Origin of the sequence: Streptomyces sp. SA15 (genome assembly GCF_002291145.1) — a bacterium.
Classification (GTDB): domain Bacteria; phylum Actinomycetota; class Actinomycetes; order Streptomycetales; family Streptomycetaceae; genus Streptomyces.
Genome location: NZ_NTGE01000131.1, coordinates 26,280 through 49,071 on the forward strand (window position 1 = coordinate 26,280; position 22,792 = coordinate 49,071).

13 protein-coding genes and 2 CRISPR repeat arrays are annotated in these 22,792 nt (G+C 69.2%); all 13 genes read left to right on the top strand.

Annotated features, from left to right (window positions below):
- The first annotated feature begins 10 nt into the window (after positions 1-10).
- The 13 genes from CLM62_RS30990 to rsgA all read left to right on the top strand — a co-directional run bounded on the left by CLM62_RS30990 (position 11) and on the right by rsgA (position 22,770).
- Positions 11-499, top strand: a complete 489-nt coding sequence (locus CLM62_RS30990) for an ATP-binding protein (RefSeq protein ID WP_095753207.1) — start codon at positions 11-13, stop codon at positions 497-499.
- A 118-nt stretch (positions 500-617) separates the two neighbouring features.
- On the top strand, positions 618-1,535 hold the full coding sequence (locus CLM62_RS30995; protein ID WP_179382293.1) for a TauD/TfdA family dioxygenase: 918 nt from the start codon (positions 618-620) through the stop codon (positions 1,533-1,535).
- Positions 1,535-3,721 carry a B12-binding domain-containing radical SAM protein gene (locus CLM62_RS31000; RefSeq protein WP_095753209.1) on the top strand — a complete coding sequence of 729 codons (2,187 nt, stop codon included), beginning with the start codon at positions 1,535-1,537 and terminating at the stop codon, positions 3,719-3,721. The genes CLM62_RS30995 and CLM62_RS31000 overlap by 1 nt, the downstream gene beginning before the upstream one ends.
- Positions 3,722-3,774: 53 nt before the next feature.
- Positions 3,775-4,926 (top strand): glycosyltransferase, encoded by a 1,152-nt coding sequence (locus CLM62_RS31005; RefSeq protein ID WP_095753231.1) that lies wholly within the window; start codon positions 3,775-3,777, stop codon positions 4,924-4,926.
- A gap of 25 nt (positions 4,927-4,951) precedes the next feature.
- Positions 4,952-7,358: direct repeats of the CRISPR family, unit length 29 nt; unit sequence GGGACCATCCCCGCGGGTGCGGGGAGCAG.
- Positions 7,359-7,711: 353 nt separating this feature from the next.
- Positions 7,712-10,510 (top strand): CRISPR-associated helicase Cas3', encoded by a 2,799-nt coding sequence (cas3, locus tag CLM62_RS31010; RefSeq protein WP_257004199.1) that lies wholly within the window; start codon positions 7,712-7,714, stop codon positions 10,508-10,510.
- Positions 10,503-12,242 carry a type I-E CRISPR-associated protein Cse1/CasA gene (gene casA / locus CLM62_RS31015; protein WP_095753211.1) on the top strand — a complete coding sequence of 580 codons (1,740 nt, stop codon included), beginning with the start codon at positions 10,503-10,505 and terminating at the stop codon, positions 12,240-12,242. The genes cas3 and casA overlap by 8 nt, the downstream gene beginning before the upstream one ends.
- The gene (gene casB, locus CLM62_RS31020; RefSeq protein WP_095753212.1) at positions 12,239-12,928 is read left to right on the top strand and encodes a type I-E CRISPR-associated protein Cse2/CasB; all 690 of its coding nucleotides are present in this window, start codon (positions 12,239-12,241) and stop codon (positions 12,926-12,928) included. Before casA ends, casB begins: the two co-directional genes overlap by 4 nt.
- On the top strand, positions 12,925-14,118 hold the full coding sequence (gene cas7e / locus CLM62_RS31025; protein ID WP_095753213.1) for a type I-E CRISPR-associated protein Cas7/Cse4/CasC: 1,194 nt from the start codon (positions 12,925-12,927) through the stop codon (positions 14,116-14,118). Before casB ends, cas7e begins: the two co-directional genes overlap by 4 nt.
- Positions 14,115-14,837 carry a type I-E CRISPR-associated protein Cas5/CasD gene (gene cas5e, locus CLM62_RS31030; protein ID WP_095753214.1) on the top strand — a complete coding sequence of 241 codons (723 nt, stop codon included), beginning with the start codon at positions 14,115-14,117 and terminating at the stop codon, positions 14,835-14,837. Before cas7e ends, cas5e begins: the two co-directional genes overlap by 4 nt.
- On the top strand, positions 14,837-15,631 hold the full coding sequence (gene cas6e / locus CLM62_RS31035; RefSeq protein ID WP_095753215.1) for a type I-E CRISPR-associated protein Cas6/Cse3/CasE: 795 nt from the start codon (positions 14,837-14,839) through the stop codon (positions 15,629-15,631). Before cas5e ends, cas6e begins: the two co-directional genes overlap by 1 nt.
- Positions 15,628-16,596 (top strand): type I-E CRISPR-associated endonuclease Cas1e, encoded by a 969-nt coding sequence (gene cas1e, locus CLM62_RS31040; RefSeq protein WP_095753216.1) that lies wholly within the window; start codon positions 15,628-15,630, stop codon positions 16,594-16,596. Before cas6e ends, cas1e begins: the two co-directional genes overlap by 4 nt.
- A complete protein-coding gene (gene cas2e / locus CLM62_RS31045) occupies positions 16,593-16,952 on the top strand; it encodes a type I-E CRISPR-associated endoribonuclease Cas2e (RefSeq protein WP_095753217.1) in 360 nt (119 codons plus the stop codon). The genes cas1e and cas2e overlap by 4 nt, the downstream gene beginning before the upstream one ends.
- Positions 16,953-17,044: 92 nt before the next feature.
- Positions 17,045-20,125: a CRISPR direct-repeat array (repeat unit 29 nt; unit sequence CTGCTCCCCGCACCCGCGGGGATGGTCCC).
- 1,544 nt (positions 20,126-21,669) lie between these two features.
- Positions 21,670-22,770: a ribosome small subunit-dependent GTPase A gene (rsgA, locus tag CLM62_RS31050; protein ID WP_095753218.1), complete on the top strand. Its 1,101-nt coding sequence runs from the start codon at positions 21,670-21,672 to the stop codon at positions 22,768-22,770.
- Positions 22,771-22,792 lie beyond the last annotated feature (22 nt).

Here is a 22,792-nt window from a genome sequence, read left to right on the forward strand (position 1 = left end):
GAGAACGCCGATGACCCTGATCACTCCCACCGTGGTCCCGAATGCCCCAGCCGTGGACCACGTCGTGGCGCGCGCCTTCGAGGTCACCTTCACCCCGGCCGACTCCCGTGTCCGGCGCATGCGACAGGTCACCGCGGACCAGCTGCGCTTGTGGAATCTCGTCGACCTGAGGGACGACGCGATGATCGTCGTCTCCGAGCTGGTCACCAACGCCATCAGGCATGGCAAGGGCAGACCGATCAGGCTCCGGGTGACGCGCTCCGACACCGAGCTGCGCGTTGAGGTCGCCGACGGCAATCCGACCCCAGCTCGATTGCGCTCCGCGGGCGAGACCGATGAGAACGGCCGCGGACTGGAGCTCGTCGCTGCCCTGTCGAAGGACTGGGGCGTCAGCCCCGACGGGACGACGACGTGGTGCTCCTTGGCGATCCCCCACTGCGACCGAGCAACGGCAGGACGGGGACGTGCCCCCGGTGCCGGCCGGCCGGAAGGACCGTAAGACAGACCCGCACCAGCGATCTCAGACTCCGCCCCCCGTGCCCGTAGCTGTGACGGGCCTGGGCACGGGGGACGGCCCCATCCCTCCGCAAGATTCGAAGGAACTGGAGACAGCCAGTATGTCCACGGCAACGACGGGATTTCGCATCCCTCTGCCCGAAACGCTCGTCGCACACCTCGGTAAAGCCATCGTCGATCTTCCGGCGCCTGAACTCGAGAACGGCCACCTCCGGGTGGACGTGGCGAAGGAGTACAACCGTGTCCGCGCCGAGTCGCCCGAGGCACAGGTTGTGGTGCGGCGCTGTCGCGACCTGCTCGACGACCCCCACGGCGACGGCTTCGCCGTTCTGGAGATGGGAGTGCTCCTCGACCACTACGGGCTCGACGACGGGCAGAAGGCGGCCACGGTCGTGCTCTCATGGCTGGGTACTCCGCTGCGCGCCTTCGACAAGTGGCCCCTGTGGAAGCCGCTGGGCACGAACCTGACCATCGATCCGATGCGCGCGACCGGCTCCGGGTACAACCCGCTGCATATCGACGTCGTGAATGCGACCCTGCCGCCGGACTACAGCGTGCTGCTGTGTGTGCGGCCCGACCCGCGAGGCGAGGGCCACAGCATCGTCTCCCAGCTCCGCCGGGCTGTGGACCGGCTCAGCGACGACGATCGTGCCCTGCTGGCCGAGCCGGTCTACCGTGACGGAGCGTTCTACGAACTCACCGGCGTCGGCGCCGAGTACGCGCCGTTCGCCATCATCGACGACCTCCCGCCGGCCGTGGGCTTCGTACGGTTCACCGCGAAGATGCTGCCGGAGATGGACCTGAGGGACCCGCACACCAGCGCTGTACATGCGCTGGAGCGGGAGCTGATCGCTGAGCAGAAGCGGTTCCTGCTCGGCTTCGGAGACATGATCGTCATCAACCAGCACTACTGCGTCCACGGCCGCGAGAGGCTGGGCAGTCACCAGGAGGAGGTGCCCGAGGAACGGCGCCGCCTCTTGTGGCAGATGTTCTTGCGCGCCACGAAGGCCGACGCCTGATGTCGGCCGTCGACCTGGGGATGCCGCAGCCCGCGCAGGCGGCGGCATCCCGCGCGGCAGGGATGCGGCCGGTCCTGCGCCTGAAGGTGTGGCTGTGCGATCTGACGTACACGCAGCAGGTTGTGTCCGCCGAGACGATGCCCCAGGCCGTCGCCGGGCTCGCCACCTACGCCGCGACCGTCATGGAGTTCGCACACGACCCTCGGATCTTCAAGTTCCCTGAGGACCTGGCGGCCGCGCTCGAAGCCGAGGGAGTCCCGGACGTCATCGGCTTCTCGCACTACATCTGGAACGCCCACTTGTCGGCCGCGTTCGCCCGACTGATCAAGAGGCGGTACCCGCGCACAGTCGTCGTCATGGGCGGCCCGCACTACCCGCTGCAGCGAGCCGACCAGGTGCCGTTCTGGTATCAACGGCTCGCGGGAGCCACGGACTTCTACGTGGACGGCGAGGGTGAGGCCGCGTTCGCTGACCTCTTGCTCCATCTCGACGGCAAGCCGCCCGAGAAGGTGCGGGACACCATCCCCGGCGTGCACAGCATGTCGTCCGACCGGCGCGAGGTGTTCACCCCGAAGCCGCGCAAACGGATCTCCGATCTCCACGATGTGCCCTCGCCGTACTGCGCCGGTCTGCTCGACGAGTTCTTCGAGCGCGGCGGTGTTCCGACGGTCACCACCACCCGTGGCTGTCCGTTCTCGTGCACGTTCTGCACCGAGAGCCAGCAGTACTTCAGCCGCGTCGCCAAGCGACCGGGCGAGGAGGTCGCGGCCGAGCTGCACTACATCGGCGCAAAGATGCAACCCCTCGTCTCCGCAGGCCTGGCGCGCAACGAACTGCTGATCACCGACAGCAACTTTGGGATGTTCCCCGAGGACAAGCACACGTGCCAGATCCTCGCCGAGTGCCAGCAGCTGTACGGCTGGCCGCGGGTCGTCAACGTCACAACGGGCAAGAACCAGCGCGAACGCGTGCTGGAAGCCGTGGCGCAGGTGCCGGGCACGATCAGCCTGTCCGGGTCGGTACAGAGCCTCGACGCGACCGTCCTCGAAGCCGTCGCACGCAGGAACATCAGCTCCGACAAGATGATGGAGATCGCCCTGAAGTCGGCGGAGGCGGGAGCGCAGTCGTACAGCGAGGTGATCCTCGCGCTGCCCGACGACTCGAAGGACAAGCACTTCGAGAGCCTGCGCGGGTTGATGAATGCCCGCTTCGACCGCATCAACATGTTCCAGCTCACGCTGCTGCCGAGCTCAGAGATGTACGCCCAGGCATACCGGGAGCGGTGGGGCCTGGAGACGCAGTGGCGGGTCATGCCGCGCTGTTTCGGCCGCTACACAGTGCTAGGTGAGGAGGTGCGCGCTGCCGAGTTGGACGAGGTGTGCGTCTCCCTGCCGAACCTGTCGTACGAGGACTACCGCGAGTGCCGGATCGTGGACCTGTTCGTCGCCTCGCTGTACAACGGCGGAGTCTTCGGCACGATCGTCGCGATGCTGCGGGCGCACGGTGTCTCACCGATGACGTGGGTGAAGCGGTGTCTGAGGTTGGAACACGGTGAGAACCTCGCCCGCGTGCTTGCCGGCTTCCTGGAGGACACGGACAGCCAACTTTTCGATGTCCGAGAAGAGTTGATGTCGTACGCAACGGCGAACGTGGACCGGTACATCAGCGGAGAGCTGGGCAACAACCTGCTCTACACGTACCGGATGCGGATGATCTCCGAGGCACTCGACGATCTGGCCGACCTGGCGGTGCGGGCCGCGCTCCACGTCCTGAGCATGGTCGGGGTGGGGACCGGCGCGAACAGCCTCGCGGCACGGGTGGTCCGCGAAGGCGCCGCCTATCACCGGCTGAAGCTCTCGGAGGTCTTCAGGCCTGATCCGCCCGAGACGCTGACGCAGCTCGCCGCCTTCGACATCGAGCGGCTGCTGCACGACGACCGCGCCGGCCTGAACGTAGCCGACGTGCGCTCGTACAGGCTCGACGAACCGGTCGAGCGGTACTTCGTTCTCACTGATCGGCAGCGCATGACTCTGAGCACGTACGTGGCGCAGATGGGCGACACGGCGGCTGGGCTCGGATGGCTCCTCACCAAGGTGCGCCTCGCTGATATCGTCCGGGAGGTTCGCACGCCTGCCGGCTCCGGCGTGGGACCGGAGCCCTCACGATCGGAAGCCGTCACCCCGTGACCGTCGACGAGCTCGCCTCCCGTTTCGCCTCCTTCCACCGGCCTTTCAGGCTCATGGTGACCGGAGGCGGAACGGGAGGGCACACGTACCCCGCCCTTACAGCAGTCCGCACCATGGAAGCCGTACTGGGGCGCCACGGCGCCTCGCTGGACGTGCTGTGGGTCGGCACGACCGAGGGCCTGGAGGCCCGCGTCGCGTCGGCCGAAGGCATCGCCTTCAAGACAGTGCCCACAGGCAAACTGCGACGCTCCAGCAACCCCCTGAAGATGCTGAACGCCCAGAACATGCGGGATCTGGGGCGGGTGCCCAAGGGCGTCGTCGAGGCGCGCGCCATCGCGGCCGACTACAAGGCCGACGTGATCCTGTCGACCGGAGGCTATGTCGCCGTTCCGGTGGGGCTCGCGGCCCGCGCGACGAAGACCAAGCTCGTCGTGCACGAACAGACCGTGCGTCTGGGCCTGGCCAACCGCATCCTGGCCCGGTCCGCGACCTCTGTCGCCGTCTCCTCGGAGTCGACGCTGAAGCTGCTGCCGGACCAGGTCGCTGCCTCGGCGGTGGTCACTGGCAACCCGGTCCGCCCGGCGATCTTCACCGGCCACCCGAGCAAGGCCGTGGCCGCCCTAGGCATGGCCGGATACGCCGGACACCTGCCCACGGTGTACGTGACCGGCGGCGCGCAGGGCAGCGAGCAGATCAACGACATGGTCCGTGAGAACCTGCCGTGGCTCCTGTCGGTGGCCAACGTGGTCCACCAGTGCGGCCCGAACTGGGTCGAGAAATCGAGGCAGCTCGCAGCGAACCTGCCCGCCGAACTCCGAGCCCGGTACTGGGTCGACGGCTTCGTGGGCTCCGAACTGCCCGACGTGCTCGCCCTGGCGTCTGTAGTGGTCTCGCGCAGCGGGGCGGGCACGATCTCCGAGCTGACGGCGCTGGGCAAGCCGTCCGTTCTGGTGCCACTGGTGCCGTCGGCCGGCGACGAGCAAGAGCACAACGCCTTGTACCTCGAACAGGCGGGAGCCGCCGTGGCACTGGTGCGGGAGCGGGCCAGCGCCGGGGAACTGCGCCGCGCCCTGGAACCGGTCCTCACATCCGGAGAACGGCGCGAGGCGATGGCCCAGGCCGCCCGCGCCCTGGGCAAGCCCGACGCGGCTATGCGTCTGGTGGAGGTTCTGCTGAGCGTCGCCCTTGGTGAGAACGGGCGCTGATACTTCACCGGTTACGGGGCACCAGGGCCTGCTCCCCGCGGGTGCGTGGAGCAGGCCCGTGCCACCGCAGCGCCATCGTTCCGGCGGGACCATCCCCGCAGGTGCGGGGAGCAGACCGACCTGGAGTACGAGAAGATCGCCGCCCAGGGACCATCCCCGCAGGTGCGGGGAGCAGCAGTCGGGGCTCACGCCGGAGGAGACGTCCGGGGGACCATCCCCGCGGGTGCGGGGAGCAGGCGGACACGTTGAACACCGCGCCCGTGCCGCCGGGACCATCCCCGCGGGTGCAGGGAGCAGGACAGAGTGCTGCGGGCCTTGGCCAACAGCGCGGGACCATCCCCGCGGGTGCGGGGAGCAGCCGAAGGACAAGATCAGCACCCGTTGGGATGCGGGACCATCCCCGCGGGTGCGGGGAGCAGTACAGCGACTGTGCCAGCTTCGTGGGCAAGGCGGGACCATCCCCGCGGGTGCGGGGAGCAGCCCCATGGCCGCCCGGACAAGGGGGTTCAGCCGGGACCATCCCCGCGGGTGCGGGGAGCAGGTCGATCGGGGCGGCGGCGCCGATGCTGGTGGGGGACCATCCCCGCGGGTGCGGGGAGCAGCTCTCGGCCACCAGCCGCTGCGTCAGGCTGTCGGGACCATCCCCGCGGGTGCGGGGAGCAGTCGGCGTCCAGGCCGATCACGTGGGAGGAGTTGGGACCATCCCCGCGGGTGCGGGGAGCAGGACCACTCGCTGTACGGACCTGTGCCGTTGCGGGGACCATCCCCGCGGGTGCGGGGAGCAGTCGACAATGCCCATGATCAGGGCGCCCTGGAAGGGACCATCCCCGCGGGTGCGGGGAGCAGGCTGGGTCTTGACTCCGCGCCGACCTGGTCCGGGGACCATCCCCGCGGGTGCGGGGAGCAGTACGGCGGCCTCGACGAAGCCGTGCAGCAGGTGGGACCATCCCCGCGGGTGCGGGGAGCAGAGGCTCTCCGTGCCGGGGAGCAGGTCGATGTCGGGACCATCCCCGCGGGTGCCGGGAGCAGATCTGTAGACGATTCGTCTCCGAACCGGGATGGGGACCATCCCCGCGGGTGCGGGGAGCAGTTGTAACCCGCACCGCTGGCTGCGGTGCCGTCGGGACCATCCCCGCGGGTGCGGGGAGCAGACGGGGTCGGACCACAGCTGGTAGGCGACGGCGGGACCATCCCCGCGGGTGCGGGGAGCAGAGGACGATCACGGACGGCTCGGGGATGGTGTCGGGACCATCCCCGCGGGTGCGGGGAGCAGTCAGACCAGCTCTGTCGGTGCGCTTTCGTGCAGGGACCATCCCCGCGGGTGCGGGGAGCAGACAACAGGGTTCCCCGACACCCGGGGAACCCTGGGACCATCCCCGCGGGTGCGGGGAGCAGGACCTCGTCGACAAGGCCGCGAACGGCATGACGGGACCATCCCCGCGGGTGCGGGGAGCAGGTCAAGGGCTACGCCGAGGCCCTCTTCGAGGAGGGACCATCCCCGCGGGTGCGGGGAGCAGGCTCCACGCCCTCGTTAGTGCACTCGCGCATCGGGACCATCCCCGCGGGTGCGGGGAGCAGGATGTCGCCGACCGGCCGCCCTACCGGCCCAGGGGACCATCCCCGCGGGTGCGGGGAGCAGGCGACGGTCACGACGCTGGTGACCGTCGCCGAGGGACCATCCCCGCGGGTGCGGGGAGCAGCATGAACCACCAGCCGTCGGGGCAGCCGGGGCGGGACCATCCCCGCGGGTGCGGGGAGCAGTCTGACGTCCCCGGTGGACCGCAAGTCACAGCGGGACCATCCCCGCGGGTGCGGGGAGCAGAGTGGACTGGCCTGCGGATGGGCGCCGACGTGGGGACCATCCCCGCGGGTGCGGGGAGCAGGGGTCGGGCTACATCCACTGCGTGGGTGCGGAGGGACCATCCCCGCGGGTGCGGGGAGCAGTACTTCAGCCAGCCCCACCAGGTGTAGACGGCGGGACCATCCCCGCGGGTGCGGGGAGCAGACGTGGTCGCTGGACGCCGACGCGTCCCGCCCGGGACCATCCCCGCGGGTGCGGGGAGCAGCAGCGAGGAGACGAACCGATGACCGCCCGCACGGGACCATCCCCGCGGGTGCGGGGAGCAGCCGACCCGCCTACGGTCGGGGCCGAAGAGGCTGGGACCATCCCCGCGGGTGCGGGGAGCAGCTCAACCCCGACGGGGGTGACCACTACCTGATGGGACCATCCCCGCGGGTGCGGGGAGCAGTTGCTGTCGCCGGCGTCGCGGTCGTACTCGTCGGGACCATCCCCGCGGGTGCGGGGAGCAGGCGGTGGTGCTGGCCATGACGGGCTATGTCATGGGACCATCCCCGCGGGTGCGGGGAGCAGAGGCCGTCGACACCCCCGAGCGCGCCCTGGTCGGGACCATCCCCGCGGGTGCGGGGAGCAGACTGCCCGACCTGGAGGTTTATCGCCCCGACGGCAGGGTTTCATGCACTTTCACCGATTCCGACACATGGTGCATACGGTCGATACCCCCTCTTAGGGTCGTGCTGTCGGGCAGTAAATAGATCACCATACGTCTCAAGCGTGCCCGCAGGGCGCTGTACGCCCGCTTTGGCCTCGGATCACGCTCGTTTTCTCAAATCGGCCTGCCCTCCTGTGATTTAGCTGTATCCATCTTGCATGACCAGTGGGGGGACCTCCCGCTCTGGCCTGCTGCGTCGCCTTCAGGCACCAGCGCGGGCCGTGTGGGCGAAACATGACCGTGACACAGATGGCTGGCTGCCGTTGTGGCGGCACATGGAAGACAGTGCCGCCGTCGCCGGAGTGCTGTGGGACGAGTGGCTGCCCGGCGCCGTGCGGAAGCTGATCGCCGAGGCGTTGCCCGGTGGCGAGGTGGACGGGCGCAAGCTCGGCGTCTGGCTCGCGGGCGTGCATGACATCGGCAAGGCCACCCCGGCCTTCGCTTGCCAGGTCGACCAACTCGCCGATGTCATGCGGGAGAAGGGCCTGGAAATGCATTCTCGCCAGGCAATGGGGCCGGATCGGCGGCTCGCGCCGCACGGGCTTGCTGGTCAGGTGCTGCTCGGTGAGTGGCTGGAGGAGCGGTGCGGCTGGGCGGCCAAACAAACCGGGCAGTTCACTGTCGCTGTCGGTGGGCATCATGGTGTGCCGCCGGAGAACGGGCAGATCAAGGCCTTGTACGAGCATGAGGAGTTGCTGCGTACTCCTGGCCGCAGTAGTGGGGTGTGGCGGCAGGCGCAGGGAGAGCTGCTGGACGCGTGCGCGGAGCACTTCGGCGTACAGGACCGGCTCGGGGCGTGGCGGACAGTGAAATTGCCTCAGCCCGCACAGGTGTTGCTCACCGCCTTGGTCATCGTCTCCGACTGGATCGCCAGCAACCCCGACCTCTTCCCGTACTTCCCGGACGCTGCGTCCCGTAGCGACGAGGAGCGACTGGAGGCGGCGTGGCGGGGGCTGGATCTGCCGGCGCCGTGGCGGGCGGAGGAGCCGGTCGGGGATGTGCAGGAGCTGTTCGTGTCCCGGTTCGGGCTTCCTGCGGGGGCGAAGGTCCGTCCGGTTCAGGAAGCGGCTGTGGGGCTGGCCCGTGAAATGGATGCACCTGGCCTGATGGTCATCGAGGCCCCGATGGGTGAGGGCAAGACCGAGGCCGCGCTCGCAGTGGCCGAGGTCTTCGCCGCGCGCTCGGGTGCGGGCGGAGTGTTCTTCGCGTTGCCCACGATGGCGACGGGCAACGCGATGTTCCCGCGGCTGCTGGGCTGGCTGAAGCGGCTGCCCGCCACCGGTGGTTCCCGGCACTCTGTGCACCTTGCCCATTCCAAAGCGGCTCTCAATGAGGAGTTCGCTGGGATGATGGCCCGCGGCGGCCGTGTCGCCGCCGTCGATCTGGATGCTGCCGGGCCTGTGTCTCAGCGGCCGGGAATGGACGCGCCGTTCGCGGGCGCCGAGCTGGTGGCACACGCTTGGCTGCGGGGTCGTAAGAGGGCGATGCTTGCCTCTTTCGTGGCGGGTACTGTCGACCAGCTGCTGTTCGCCGGGCTGAAGAGCCGGCACTTGGCGCTTCGTCATCTGGCTGTTGCGGGCAAGGTCGTCGTGATCGACGAGGCACACGCCTACGACACCTACATGAGTGTCTACCTCGATCGGGTGCTCGCCTGGTTAGGCGCCTACCGAGTTCCGGTGGTCGTGCTCTCCGCGACCCTGCCTGCCGCGCGTCGGCGTCAGATGGTCGAGGCGTACGCCGGGGTAGCCGAAACAGAGGCCGAGAGTGTTGCGGTCGAGGGGGCGTACCCGCTGCTCACCGCGATCACCCCGGGCGGTGTGCCGGTGGTGCGTTGTCCAGAGGCTTCGGCCCGGACCACGGATGTCCGATTGGAACGGCTTGCGGATGGCCTGGATGTTCTTGCCGACCGGCTCGAGTCCGAGTTGGTGGACGGGGGTTGCGTCCTCGTCGTACGCAACACGGTCAAACGGGTGTTGGAGACGGCTCGCGTGCTGCGGGACAGGTTCGGCGACGACGATGTGACGGTCGCGCACTCGTGTTTCGTCGACGTCGACCGGGCGGCCAAGGACAGTGATCTCCTCAGGCGTTTCGGTCCGCCCAACAAGGCGACCGGGAGGCCCAAGCACCGGCACATCGTCGTGGCCAGCCAGGTGGCCGAGCAGTCCCTGGATGTGGACTTCGACCTGCTCGTCAGCGACTTGTGCCCGGTGGACCTGCTGCTGCAACGCATGGGCCGCCTTCACCGCCACGAGCGCGGTGAGGACCAAGATGAGCGGCCCGCCCGGCTGCGCACAGCCCGGTGTCTGCTGACCGGTGCCGACTGGGAACCGGAAGTGCCCGCCCCGGTGCGCGGGTCGGTCGCGGTGTACGGGGCGTATGCGCTGTTGCGTTCGGCTGCTGTGCTGCTGCCCCATCTCGACGGCGGGCCGACGTGTCCCGTGCGACTGCCTGCGGATATCAGCCCGCTCGTGCAGGGTGCGTACGCGGAGGCGTCGGTGGGGCCGGAGTCCTGGATAAAGGCGCTTGAAGAGGCTCGTCTGCGGTTCGACAGGCTCCGGGCGGACCAGGCCGATCGGGCGGCCGTCTTCCGTCTCGGCGATGTCGGCCGCCCGGGGCGGCCGCTGTTCGGGTGGGTGGCGGCCGGAGTGGGCGATGCCGATGACACCCGTGCCGGGCGGGCCCAGGTCCGCGACAGCCGGGAGAGTCTGGAAGTCGTCGTCGTGCAGCGGCGTGCCGACGGCACTCTGGCTACCCTGCCGGGGCTGGGCGTGGACAAGAAGGGCCGGCAGCGTGGTGGTCTCGAGCTGCCGCAGGACCAGGCGCCCACAGCGTTCGCGGGCCGTACGGCTGCGAGTTGCGGGCTGCGGCTGCCGATGCAGTTCTCCTACGCCGAGACCCTGGACAAAGCCATCGCGGAACTGGAGCAGCTGTACGGGCCTGCTTGGCAGGGCAAGGACAGTCCGTGGCTGTCTGACCAGCTGATTCTTGCGCTCGATGAGGATTGTCAGACCCGCCTGGCAGGCTTCTCGCTCCGATACAGCCATTCCGATGGTCTGGAGGTGACCCGTGACTGAATCCACCGGGGGCAGCGCGGCCGACGTTCCGTTATTCGACCTGACTACCCAGCCGTGGATCGAGGTCCTCAGATGTGACGGCATTCAGGCAGAGTTGTCGCTGCGTCAGATATTCGCCCAGGCCGGCGAGGTGCGGCGCATTGTGGCGGACCTGCCCACCCAAGAGTTCGCCCTGGTGCGCCTGCTGCTGGCCGTCGCCCACGATGCCCTCGACGGCCCCCGTGATCTCGACCATTGGGGCGAGCTGTGGGCCGACCCACAGTGCTTCGCCGGAGTCGGGGCATATCTGGAAGCGCACCGCGAGCGCTTCGACCTTCTCCACCCCGTCACACCGTTCTTCCAGACCGCCGGGTTGCGGACGGCGAAGGACGAGGTCTTCTCCCTCAACCGGATCGTGGCCGACGTGCCCAACGGGGAGCCCTTCTTCACCGCTCGGATGCCCACCGTCCAGCGGCTCACGTTCGCCGAGGCTGCCCGCTGGGTCGTCCATGCTCACGCCTACGACACCTCCGGGATCAAGTCCGGAGTGGTCGGGGACGACCGCGTCAAAGGCGGAAAGGTGTATCCGCTCGGGACCGGGTGGGCCGGAGGCCTGGGCGGAGTCTTCGCAGAAGGGGACACGCTGCGCGAGACGCTGCTGCTGAATCTGGTGGCCGCTGACACCGACGCCCTGGACCTGACGGCCGACGACCGGCCGGCCTGGCGGCGCGAGCCGTGTCCTCCCGGTGGCGCCGAGCGCGCCCCCACCGGTCTGCGTGACCTGTACACCTGGCAGACGCGCCGACTGCGCCTTCACCACGACGAGCAGGGTGTCGACGGCGTAGTCCTCGGTTACGGTGATCCGCTCACGTCCCGGAACATGCACCGACGGGAGCCGATGACCCCGTGGCGGCGCAGTACGGCGCAGGAGAGGAAGCTGCGCCAGTCACCCATCTACCTGCCCCGGGAGCACGACCCGGCGCGCTCCGCATGGCGGGGCATCGCCTCGCTCGTCGCCGACAGGTCGGAACCGGTGCAGGGCACGGAGGCTTCTCCGTATCTGCGTCCCGCTGTTCTGGAATGGATCGCCCGCCTGGCCACTGAGGGGGAGCTGCCGCGGGGCTTCCTCATTCGGGCGCGGACCGTCGGTGCCAAGTACGGGACGCAGCAGTCCGTGATCGACGAGATCGTCGACGATCACCTCACCATGCCGGTTGTGCTGCTGCACCGGCAGGACCGGACGTGTGCCCGGCAGGCGATCGGTGCCGCGGAAGACGCCGACCTCGCCGTGCGGGCGCTGGGCGACCTCGCCACCGATCTGGCACGGGCGGCTGGCGCCGAGGGGGAGGGGCCACGATCGGCAGCCCGTGAACTCGGCTTCGCCGCGCTGGAGAACCCCTATCGCACCTGGCTGGCCACCATTGCGGACGCTGACCACCCGTTCGACCGGCGCCGTGCCTGGCAGCGCGAGGTGCACGGCATTGTCAGTCGGCTTGGTGACCGTCTCATCGTGGATGCGGGCGACGCCGCCTGGCAGGGCAGGACCGTCACCGACAAGAAGGGCACGCAGTGGCTCAACGCGGGCCTGGCCGACAAGTGGTTCCGCATGCACCTCACCAAGGCTCTGGGGGACCCGTACGGCTCGGGTGAATGGCCAGGCGACGGTCCTGCGGAGTCCGGCCTGCCCGACCCGGACAGGCCTGACCAGGCAGAGCCCGACCATTCCGTGACCGACCTGGAGGTGCCGGCATGACCACCACCACCTCAGCCCCGCCGACCGTCCGATCGAGGATTGCCGACCTTGCTGCAGCACGGATCACGCCGTGGCAGGAGGGCTATCTCCGGGACCGTCCCAAAGATGTTGCCGCGCTCGCCCGATTGCGCCGTGGCGCAGGTCGGGACGCCGCCGAGCTTCCCGACCTGTGGGCGCTGGTCGACACCGGCCCCCTGCACGCCCGTATCGAGGGGGTTCGGCTGCTGGGCGAGGAGGAACTGGTCCGTGCGGAGAACGCTTTGCACGCGGCCCTCACCCTCTGGGCTCTGCACCAGCAGTCTCGGGGCGTGCGCATGCACCGCCCGCACGCCCTGAAGCGGCCGACAGGCCTGGGCGCGGCCGTACGACGCCTGATGCCCCCGAACGGCATCGACGAACCTGTCCGCAAGCGCCTGGTTCGCGCCGGCACCGCACCCGACCTGACCACGCTGTCCCAGCGGCTGCGCGACCTGATCGTCCTGTTGCGCCGTGCGGACATCCCGCTCGACTACGGCCTGCTCGCCGGACAGCTGTACGCCTGGCAGTGGCCCGGCGGAGTCGACACTGTCCGCCGCGAGTGGGGCCGCTCCTTTCACTCGTGGCAGGAGCCGACCGGGCAAACTCCCGGCGCCAGTGCCGACGACGACACCACCCGCTCCACCGACAGCGACAAGGACGCCCCGTGAACCGCATCTTTCTGGACGTGCACGCCCTGCAGACCGTCCCGCCCAGCAACCTCAACCGCGACGACACAGGCGCTCCGAAGACCGCCCTTTATGGGGGCGTGCCGCGCGCCCGCGTCTCCAGCCAGGCGTGGAAGCGGGCGACCCGCACGTACTTCGCCGATGAGCACCTGCTGGAGCCGAGTGACCTCGGAGTGCGGACCAAGAAGGTCGTGGAGGTGCTCGCCGACCGGATCACCGCAATTGATCCCTCCCTCACCGGGGAGACGGCCCTCAGCATCGCCGACGAGACGGTGAAGGCCACGGGGCTGAAGACCGAGGTGCCCAAGCGGAAGGCCGACGCGGCCAAGGAGTCGGGGGCCGCTGCGGCGCCGGAGGCGAAGTACCTGGTCTTCCTCAGCGCGCGGCAACTGGACGGCCTGGCCCGCCTTGCGGTCGAGGGCGCCTCCGACATCGCCGCGTTTCTGAAGGAGAAGAAGAACAAGGAGCGGGTCAAGGGGATCGCGGACAGCCGCCACTCCGTCGACATCGCCCTGTTCGGCCGGATGGTCGCCGACGCCGCCGACTTCAACGTGGACGCCGCCGTGCAGGTGGCCCACGCCATCAGCGTCCACCGGGTGGAGAACGAATCCGACTACTACACAGCGGTCGACGACGAGAACACCGAGGAGGAGACCGGCGCCGGGATGATCGGCACCGTCGACTTCAACTCCGCCACCCTTTACCGCTACGCCGCCCTTGGAGTGCATCAGCTCGCCGCCAACCTCGGGCAGGGCCTGCGGGAGGACGAGCCGCGGACCGAGCCGGTGCGACGCGCGGTCGAGGCGTTCGTGCACAGCTTCGTCGCCTCACTGCCCACCGGAAAGATCAACACCTTCGGGCACCACACCCTGCCCGACGCGGTGGTCGTCAAGCTCCGCACCAGCCGGCCGATCAGCTTCGTCGCCGCCTTCGAGGACCCCATCCGCAGCGACCAAGGCGGCCATGTGCGGGACGCCGCCGACCGGCTCGCCGCCTACATCCCGGACATCGAACGCGCCTACGGCGACGAAGCGTCCACCCTCACGTGGGTGTTGCGCGTCGGCCCGAACACCCTCAAGCTCGCAGACGTCGGTCCCGAGCTCGACACCCTGGGAAGCCTCGTCGCCGCCGTCGGTCGGGCTGTTGCCGAACGACTGGACAAGCCCGCATGAGCAGCGTGCTCGTCCTGCGGCTGGCAGGACCCCTGCAGTCTTGGGGCGCTTCCTCCCGCTTCACGCGCCGCACCACCGAGTCCGCACCCACAAAGAGCGGCGTCATCGGCCTGCTCGCTGCCGCAGCAGGGATTGAACGCGGTGACGACGCCCGACTCGCGTCTCTGGCCGCGCTGCGGTTCGGTGTACGGATCGACCAACCAGGCACCCGGATCAGGGACTTCCAGACGGCGCACCACGGCGTCACCGGCAAGTCGATGCCGCTGTCGGAGCGTTTCTATCTCGCGGACGCCGTCTTCGTCGCCGCGCTTGAGGGCGAGTACGCGCTGCTCGCCGAGCTGGATGCCGCGGTGAGGGCCCCGGTGTATCCGCCGTTCCTCGGCCGCCGCTCCTGCCCGCCGTCCGGGCCGGTCGAGCTGGGCCTGTACGAGGGCGCCCGGCTGGAGGACGTGCTCAGACAAGTGCCGTGGCAGGCATCCGCCTGGTACCGCAAGCGCCACCGCTCCCGGTCCCAGGAAGGGCTGACCGTGCTGCGTGAGGCGGCAGCCGACGAGAGAGGCGTCGCCGACGCTCTGCGCGACCAGCCGCTCAGCTTCGCCGCCGAGCACCGCCGTCATGCCCTGCGCACTGTCGTCACGACCACAGTGCCGGTGCCGGGCGTTCCGGTGGGTGTTGTGCGGCACGACCCATTCGATGCTCTGGAGGATGAGAGCAGCTGATGTTCCTCTCCCGCTTCCGCGTGAACACCGCGCGGCCCGGCGCCCGTCGTTTGCTGTCCTCTCCGCAGGCCATGCACGCGGCGGTCATGTCCTCGTTCCCCGGCCTGCTGCCCACCGATGTCCCGGATCCGGCTTCGCCGCGGGTGCTGTGGCGCCTGGACCACCAGGCACGCGCCGAGGTCCTGCTCTACATCGTTAGCCCGGACCGCCCTGACCTGACACACCTGGTCGAGCAGGCCGGCTGGCCGGCGGCAGCCGCAGCCGACCCGCAGACGCCCGGCTGGCAGACCAGGCCCTACGGCCCGCTCCTTGAGCGGCTGGCCAACGGGGACCGCTGGGCCTTTCGGCTGACCGCCAATCCCATACACACCATCCGCCGCAAAGACAGCGAGCCCCGAAAGATCACCGCACACCTCACGCCCGTCCACCAGATGGCCTGGCTGCTTCAACGTCAAGAGAGCTGCGGCTTCCGCGTCCTGGAGAAGGCTGACCACAAGCGGCTGCTCCCGAGTGGCACGACGCACCACGGCAAGCACGAGCACCACGGCGACCGGTACGAACTGTCTGTCGGCGACCAGCGGACACTCTCCTTCGACAAGTCGCGAGGCACAGGCGGCAGCAGGAGAGGCAAGCAGGTATCCCTGGTCACCGTCACCTTCGACGGCCGGCTCGAAGTCACCGACCCGGACGCCCTGCGCCGCACGCTCAGCCACGGCATCGGCCGGGCCAAGGCTTACGGCTGCGGCCTCATCACTCTGGCGCCGCTCACCCGGACCGCACAGCAGGCACCATGACCACGGTCTCCAAGCGCACCGCGCTGACCCCACGACAGCTCACCCGCACCGCCGAGCGCATCTCCTTCGTCTACCTGGAGCGGTGCACGGTCCACCGGGACGCCAACGCCATCACAGCGCAGGACGCGGAAGGCACCACCCACATCCCCTCGGCGACCATCGGAACCCTCCTCCTCGGACCGGGAACCCGTATCACTCACCAGGCGATGAGTGTCCTCGGAGAGACAGGAGCGGCCGTCTGCTGGGTCGGGGAGCGCGGCGTGCGCTACTACGCCGCAGGACGAGCCCTCAGCCGCTCGTCAGCTCTCATGGAAGGGCAGGCACGGCAATGGGCGAACCCGCGCAGTCGCCTTGCTGTGGCCCGCGCGATGTACCGGCTGCGCTTCCCCGACGAGGACCCCGCGGGCCTGACCCGCCACGAACTCCTAGGGCGGGAAGGACGCCGCGTCAAAGCCTGCTACCGCGCCCAGGCTGCCCGAACCGGCGTCCCGTGGCGCGGCCGCCAGTACGTGCCTGGCGACTTCACCGAGGGAGACGCAGTCAATCAGGCCATCACCGCGGCAGCCCAGTGCATGTACGGGATTGCACACGCCGTCGTAGCTTCGCTGGGATGCAGTCCCGCACTTGGCTTTGTCCACTCCGGACATGAACTGTCCTTCGTTCTCGACATCGCTGACCTCTACAAGACTGAGATCGGCATCCCGCTGGCGTTTGACATCGCTGCACAAGACGAAGAAGACGTCGGCCCCCGGACACGCCGTGCTCTGCGGGACCGCATCAATGAGACGGCCCTGTTGGACCGCTGCGTCGACGACATCATGCGCCTGCTTCTACCGGAACGGGCGAACTCCGTTGACCTCGGCGGCGATCGGGACGTGGTCACGCTCCAGAGTGATGGCGGCCGCGAAGTCCCCTCCGGTTTCAACCACGATGAGACGAACGATTACGGGCAGGCGAGCTGGTGACCGTCATCGTCCTCACCAACTGCCCAGCAGGACTGCGTGGTTTCCTGACCCGCTGGCTACTGGAAATCTCTGCGGGCGTGTTCGTGGGCAACCCATCGGCCCGGATCCGCGATGTGCTCTGGGACGAGGTCCAGGAATACGCGGGCCAAGGCCGCGCCCTGCTTGCCCACACCACGAACAACGAACAGGGCTTCACCTTCCGCACTCACGACCACGCATGGCACCCCGTCGACCATGAAGGCGTAACCCTGATCCACCGCCCCGACTCGAATCCGTCCACGGAGGCGAGCCGCCCGACTGCTGCGCGTTCCGGATGGAGTAAGGCGGCCAAGCGCCGACGTTTCGGAGGGGCCTGATGGATATTGCGGCTCGTTTGACCCAATTGCCGGATTCGGTGAAAGTGCTCAAAAACCCGCCACACCTGAGATGAAGCCCCAGGTCGCGCAGTCTGCTCCCCGCACCCGCGGGGATGGTCCTCGTTGGCACCTGGCATTTGAAGCAGGCCCCCACTGCTCCCCGCACCCGCGGGGATGGTCCCGGTACCCGCGCCCGACTGCGCTGGTGAGTGCTCTGCTCCCCGCACCCGCGGGGATGGTCCCGATGCGCTAAGGCCGCAGGTCTCTGACCTGCGCTGCTCCCCGCACCCGCGGGGATGGTCCCATGGCCACGAACAGAGTGGTCCACCAGCCCAGCTGCTCCCCGCACCCGCGGGGATGGTCCCTGTGCCAACACGATCGTGACTCATAGCCGTGCCTGCTCCCCGCACCCGCGGGGATGGTCCCGATGATCGGCACATCCGGGGTCGGGGTGGTGTCTGCTCCCCGCACCCGCGGGGATGGTCCCATCACCAACACCGGCTCCACGGGCGCCGGCCTCTGCTCCCCGCACCCGCGGGGATGGTCCCACGTCCTAGTGCGGGGGCGGTTCGGGGATAATCTGCTCCCCGCACCCGCGGGGATGGTCCCCTGACCGACCGCTGGACCGAGCTCTGCCCCACCTGCTCCCCGCACCCGCGGGGATGGTCCCGTCCGCGGCCTGGACGACGCCGTGGAAGTCGGCTGCTCCCCGCACCCGCGGGGATGGTCCCCCGTCTCGAAGCGGTACACCACGGTCAACTCCCTGCTCCCCGCACCCGCGGGGATGGTCCCCAGGTCACCGGCGCCATGCGCGGGGGTGAGTGCTGCTCCCCGCACCCGCGGGGATGGTCCCGCGCCCGCGGCGAGCTTGCCGTTCGGCACCTTCTGCTCCCCGCACCCGCGGGGATGGTCCCTTCGCGTATCTCACGTGCAAGTTGGTGCTTGACTGCTCCCCGCACCCGCGGGGATGGTCCACCACAGGCGGAGTAACGACAGGTTCAACAACGGCTGCTCCCCGCACCCGCGGGGATGGTCCCAAGGCTTGGCACGAAGCCGTCGACGCCACCGTCTGCTCCCCGCACCCGCGGGGATGGTCCCACGAGGGCCGTCCACTGTCAGTGGCAGCCCGTCTGCTCCCCGCACCCGCGGGGATGGTCCCCAGCTGGAGAAGCGGTTCGCGCTGAAGGGCGACTGCTCCCCGCACCCGCGGGGATGGTCCCCTCGCAGGTCAGCGCAAACGAGCGCCGGCCAACTGCTCCCCGCACCCGCGGGGATGGTCCCAACGGTGCAGTACGAGGATCTGGTCCGGACGTCTGCTCCCCGCACCCGCGGGGATGGTCCCGATTGCGGCATAGAAGGGGAGGTCCGCCGGCTCTGCTCCCCGCACCCGCGGGGATGGTCCCCGAACGACCGAAGCCCATTCACCCGGCGTTGGCTGCTCCCCGCACCCGCGGGGATGGTCCCTCGTCGGCGAAACCGGCATCGTCGAGCGGCCACTGCTCCCCGCACCCGCGGGGATGGTCCCACAGCACGCACAGCGGGTTCCCGCCCGGCCCGCTGCTCCCCGCACCCGCGGGGATGGTCCCGCCGAACTTGCCACCGGGGAACGGGCGCAGAACTGCTCCCCGCACCCGCGGGGATGGTCCCGGCCCGCAGGGTCGTGTCCGGCGCGGTCACTGCTGCTCCCCGCACCCGCGGGGATGGTCCCGCGTCCCCGAAGCTCAGCGCCGTGTGCGACGTCTGCTCCCCGCACCCGCGGGGATGGTCCCTCAGATGGTGGCCCGAGGTTCGCCGCTACTTGCTGCTCCCCGCACCCGCGGGGATGGTCCCCACACCGTCTGTGCATGGAGCCGACCATGACACTGCTCCCCGCACCCGCGGGGATGGTCCCCTCCAGCGCGGTTGCTGTTGGGGTTCACAATGCTGCTCCCCGCACCCGCGGGGATGGTCCCGGGCCGAGCCACCTGGTGGAGGTGGCGGCGACCTGCTCCCCGCACCCGCGGGGATGGTCCCGCGGGCACGAGGTAGGGCTGGTCGGGCATGCTCTGCTCCCCGCACCCGCGGGGATGGTCCCTGGCCGGCGTCGCCACCGACGTCCTGCCAGGCCTGCTCCCCGCACCCGCGGGGATGGTCCCTGGGTACAGGTCGTCAGCGATAGCCCGGTTGACTGCTCCCCGCACCCGCGGGGATGGTCCTCGCCCAGTTCTCCCATGGTCAGCCGGTCGAGGCTGCTCCCCGCACCCGCGGGGATGGTCCCGCAGTCAACATGCGCACGTACCAGTCGACGCTCTGCTCCCCGCACCCGCGGGGATGGTCCCGCCCAGCTGGACAGTGTTGGCTCCGGCGGTGTCTGCTCCCCGCACCCGCGGGGATGGTCCCCGTGGCTGCTCGGGCCGATCCTGCCGTGGTGACTGCTCCCCGCACCCGCAGGGATGGTCCCCACCAGGGCACCGGCGGGGTGTCCTCCGCGCTCTGCTCCCCGCACCCGCGGGGATGGTCCCGACATGGACTGGTGCGAGGTCGAGGGGTACGCCTGCTCCCCGCACCCGCGGGGATGGTCCGCTCGACGAGCAGATCGCCGAGGCCCATGAGGACTGCTCCCCGCACCCGCGGGGATGGTCCCGACGTCAAGTACGCCTACGACAACCAGAAGCTCTGCTCCCCGCACCCGCGGGGATGGTCCCGGGGCAAGCCGCTTCCGCAGGTGGTCCGCTTCCTGCTCCCCGCACCAGCGGGGATGGTCCCCACTACATCGACGGCAACGACGGACGAGTCGGCTGCTCCCCGCACCCGCGGGGATGGTCCCGCTGCCGCACGGGCGTTGGCGTTGGCGAAACGCCGCTCCCTGCACCCGCGGGGATGGTCCCGTTACCATCCGGTTCGGGGTGGTCGCTGCACCTGCTCCCCGCACCTGCGGGGATGGTCCCGTGGGGCGAAAGCCCGAGCGTGACGGTTCGAACTGCTCCCCGCACCCGCCGGGGATGGTCCCCATTCGGGTCGCGGTCACCCGAACTCATACGGCTGCTCCCCGCACCCGCGGGGGATGGTCCCGGTGGTCGGACGGCAGCGGCAGCGGAATGGTGCTGCTCCCCGCACCCGCGGGGATAGTCCCCTGACGATCGAGTCGCTCGGTGAGATCGACGTCTGCTTCCCCGTGCCCGCAAGGTAGTTCGCGGCCCAGCACGCCCCGCCTCTAACCAGATGGCTGACCCAGGGTTCGTTCCCGATAGGCACCGGCAGTCCCCCCCGCCTGCCGGTTTGGCGGGCGTCGGGATCCGCCGGGAACGTCGGTGTTCCTTCGACCTGGGGGAGTTCCCCACCGAGCGGGTGAAGGGGGAGTCGGCGCTCGAGTGGTTCCGAACCCATGGGGTGGGTCCCGTCTTCCAGCCGATCGCCAGTACTTACTGCACATGCTCCCTATGTCGCGTGATGGGCTTACAGGTGGTTGGTGAGCGCCACATGGGCGTACTTCAGCGCCGCGTACGAAGGCGAGCGTCATGGCACTCGCAAGGGATCTGGCAGGTCGATGTGTCGTCCGGCCTGCAGGTTGGTCACGATACCTGCCAGGCTTGCCGCCACGTGTTCTGTGCCCGAATGATCGGCCAATCCTCGGGGCAAGCGGGTCGTTGTGGGTGTCTCCACCACGATCAGGTAGCTAACAGCGATGAGGCGGACTTCCTAAGCGCCGGGCGGAAGTTGGCCAGTAGCAGCCACTTGTTGGCATGTCGAGTGAAGGCCACAGAGGCACGACACCATGAAAGCCATGAAGATGTCGCTATCTGATGAGTCCACGCCGGCCGCAGCAGCGGTGGTTCATTCGGCGTCCCACCCAACGGACGGCTTCCCGGCCTGCCGTGCGCCAGCGCGCCAGGCGGCGTGGAGCGGAGTCAACCGACCGAACGGCATAGGCTCCGCAGAAGCCTTAGTCATCGTTTCCTGCGTTGCTATCGGCTCCCTTCTGGTGGCGAAGGGCGAGACGATCCTCGCAGTTCTTGCGTGTGTCGGAGGCTGCGGTTTCATTGGCTGGGTACTCGCCCATAGTTCAGTTGGTGCACGGCGAATCCGAGTCTCTCTAGTGCGAAGTCTCCTTAGCGCAGACAGGGAGGAGTAGCCTCGGTCAGTCGATGCGCGCGCTGCGTCGAGTGCGGCAAGGGCTTCGACGCTGAGGCAACGACCGGCACACTGCGTCTTGCGCGCGCTCTGAACGCCAGAGGGTGATGCACTAGTTCAATCCCCGCTCTGGCGGGGATGGTCCCAAGTGGCTGCTACTGCTGCTGGACCCGGAAAAATGCTCCCCGCACCCCGCGGGGATGGTTCCATCAAGATCGCTAACTGCGTCCTCATGATGAGGTGCTCTCCACGCTGGCCGGGTGGGCCTCCGGTCCTAGCGTTTGCCCTGCGCAGAGCCGTGATGCTCTTCTCGGGGCCGATGCAATGTTGGAGAGCGCACCGAAAACTGGGTGGCGGCCCGGCTCCGCGTGTCCCTATCCTGGGCTGGTCTTGTACGGCGGCCAGTGGCTGCCGTTGTCAGTACGTTGTGTGGAACGGAGGTGTCGACCGATGGCTGTCATTGCGATGGGCGCTGCCCGCATCCAGGAATCCATCAAGTCCACCTCCGTGGCCGCCGGCTGACACGTCGACTTTCTTTTCTTCGACTCCTTTCCTTCCGCGCGCCTGAGCGCGCGGCTGCCGGGGCCGCCCTTGTGAAGGGTCACCCTTGACTTCCACCTCTCTTTTCTCCGCCTACTCCGCTCTCGCTCCCTACGGCTGGGACGAGGCGTGGGCGGACGAGTTCGTCCCCTACGAGTCCGAGGGGCTGTTGCCCGGGCGCGTGATCCGGGTCGACCGCGGGCAGTGCGACGTGGTCACGGCCGCCGGGATCGTCCGGGCGGACACCGCGTTCGTCACTCCGCACGATCCGCTGCGGGTCGTGTGCACCGGCGACTGGGTCGCCGTCGAACCCGGCGGCAACCCGCGCTACGTACGGACGTATCTGCCGCGCCGTACCGCCTTCGTACGCTCCACCTCCTCCAAACGGTCCGAGGGGCAGATCCTCGCCGCCAACGTCGACCACGCGATCGTCGCCGTGTCGCTGGCCGTCGAACTCGACCTCGGTCGCATCGAACGCTTCCTGGCGCTGGCCTGGGAGTCCGGGGCGCAGCCCGTGGTCGTGCTGACCAAGGCCGACCTCGTGCCGGACGCGGTGACGCTGGCGCACCTCGTGCAGGACGTGGAGACGTCGGCGCCGGGGGTGCCGGTGGTGCCGGTCAGCGCGGTGGGCGGGGACGGGCTCGATGTCCTGGTCGCCGTCGTCTCCGGTGGTACGTCCGTGCTGCTCGGGCAGTCCGGTGCGGGCAAGTCCACGCTCGCGAACGCGCTGCTGGGGGAGGACGTGATGGAGGTGCAAGAGACCCGGGACGCGGACGGCAAGGGCCGTCATACGACGACCACGCGCAACCTGCTCGCGCTGCCGGGCGGCGGTGTACTGATCGACACGCCGGGGCTTCGAGGTGTCGGACTGTGGGACGCCGAGAGCGGGGTCGGGCAGGTCTTCTCCGAGATCGAGGAACTGGCCGAGCGGTGCCGGTTCCATGACTGCGCGCACGAGAGTGAACCGGGGTGCGCGGTGCTGGCCGCGATCGACTCCGGTGAGCTGCCCCAGCGACGGTTGGACAGCTACCGGAAGCTCATCCGGGAGAACCAGCGGATCGTCGCCAAGACCGATGCGAGGCTCAGGGCGGAGATTCGGCGGGACTGGAAGCGGAAGGGGGCGGAGGGGAAGGCGGCGATGGAGGCGAAGAGGGGGCGCTGGATGTAGGGCTTCCTGTCGACCCATCTCC

Excerpts from the sequence above, each read along its gene's own strand:
- CLM62_RS30990 (WP_095753207.1), top strand. The coding sequence starts at position 11 with ATGACCCTGATCACTCCCACCGTGGTCCCGAATGCCCCAGCCGTGGAC.
- CLM62_RS30995 (WP_179382293.1), top strand. The coding sequence starts at position 618 with ATGTCCACGGCAACGACGGGATTTCGCATCCCTCTGCCCGAAACGCTC.
- CLM62_RS31000 (WP_095753209.1), top strand. The coding sequence starts at position 1,535 with ATGTCGGCCGTCGACCTGGGGATGCCGCAGCCCGCGCAGGCGGCGGCA.
- CLM62_RS31005 (WP_095753231.1), top strand. The coding sequence starts at position 3,775 with ATGGTGACCGGAGGCGGAACGGGAGGGCACACGTACCCCGCCCTTACA.
- cas3 (WP_257004199.1), top strand. The coding sequence starts at position 7,712 with ATGGAAGACAGTGCCGCCGTCGCCGGAGTGCTGTGGGACGAGTGGCTG.
- casB (WP_095753212.1), top strand. The coding sequence starts at position 12,239 with ATGACCACCACCACCTCAGCCCCGCCGACCGTCCGATCGAGGATTGCC.
- cas5e (WP_095753214.1), top strand. The coding sequence starts at position 14,115 with ATGAGCAGCGTGCTCGTCCTGCGGCTGGCAGGACCCCTGCAGTCTTGG.
- cas6e (WP_095753215.1), top strand. The coding sequence starts at position 14,837 with ATGTTCCTCTCCCGCTTCCGCGTGAACACCGCGCGGCCCGGCGCCCGT.
- cas1e (WP_095753216.1), top strand. The coding sequence starts at position 15,628 with ATGACCACGGTCTCCAAGCGCACCGCGCTGACCCCACGACAGCTCACC.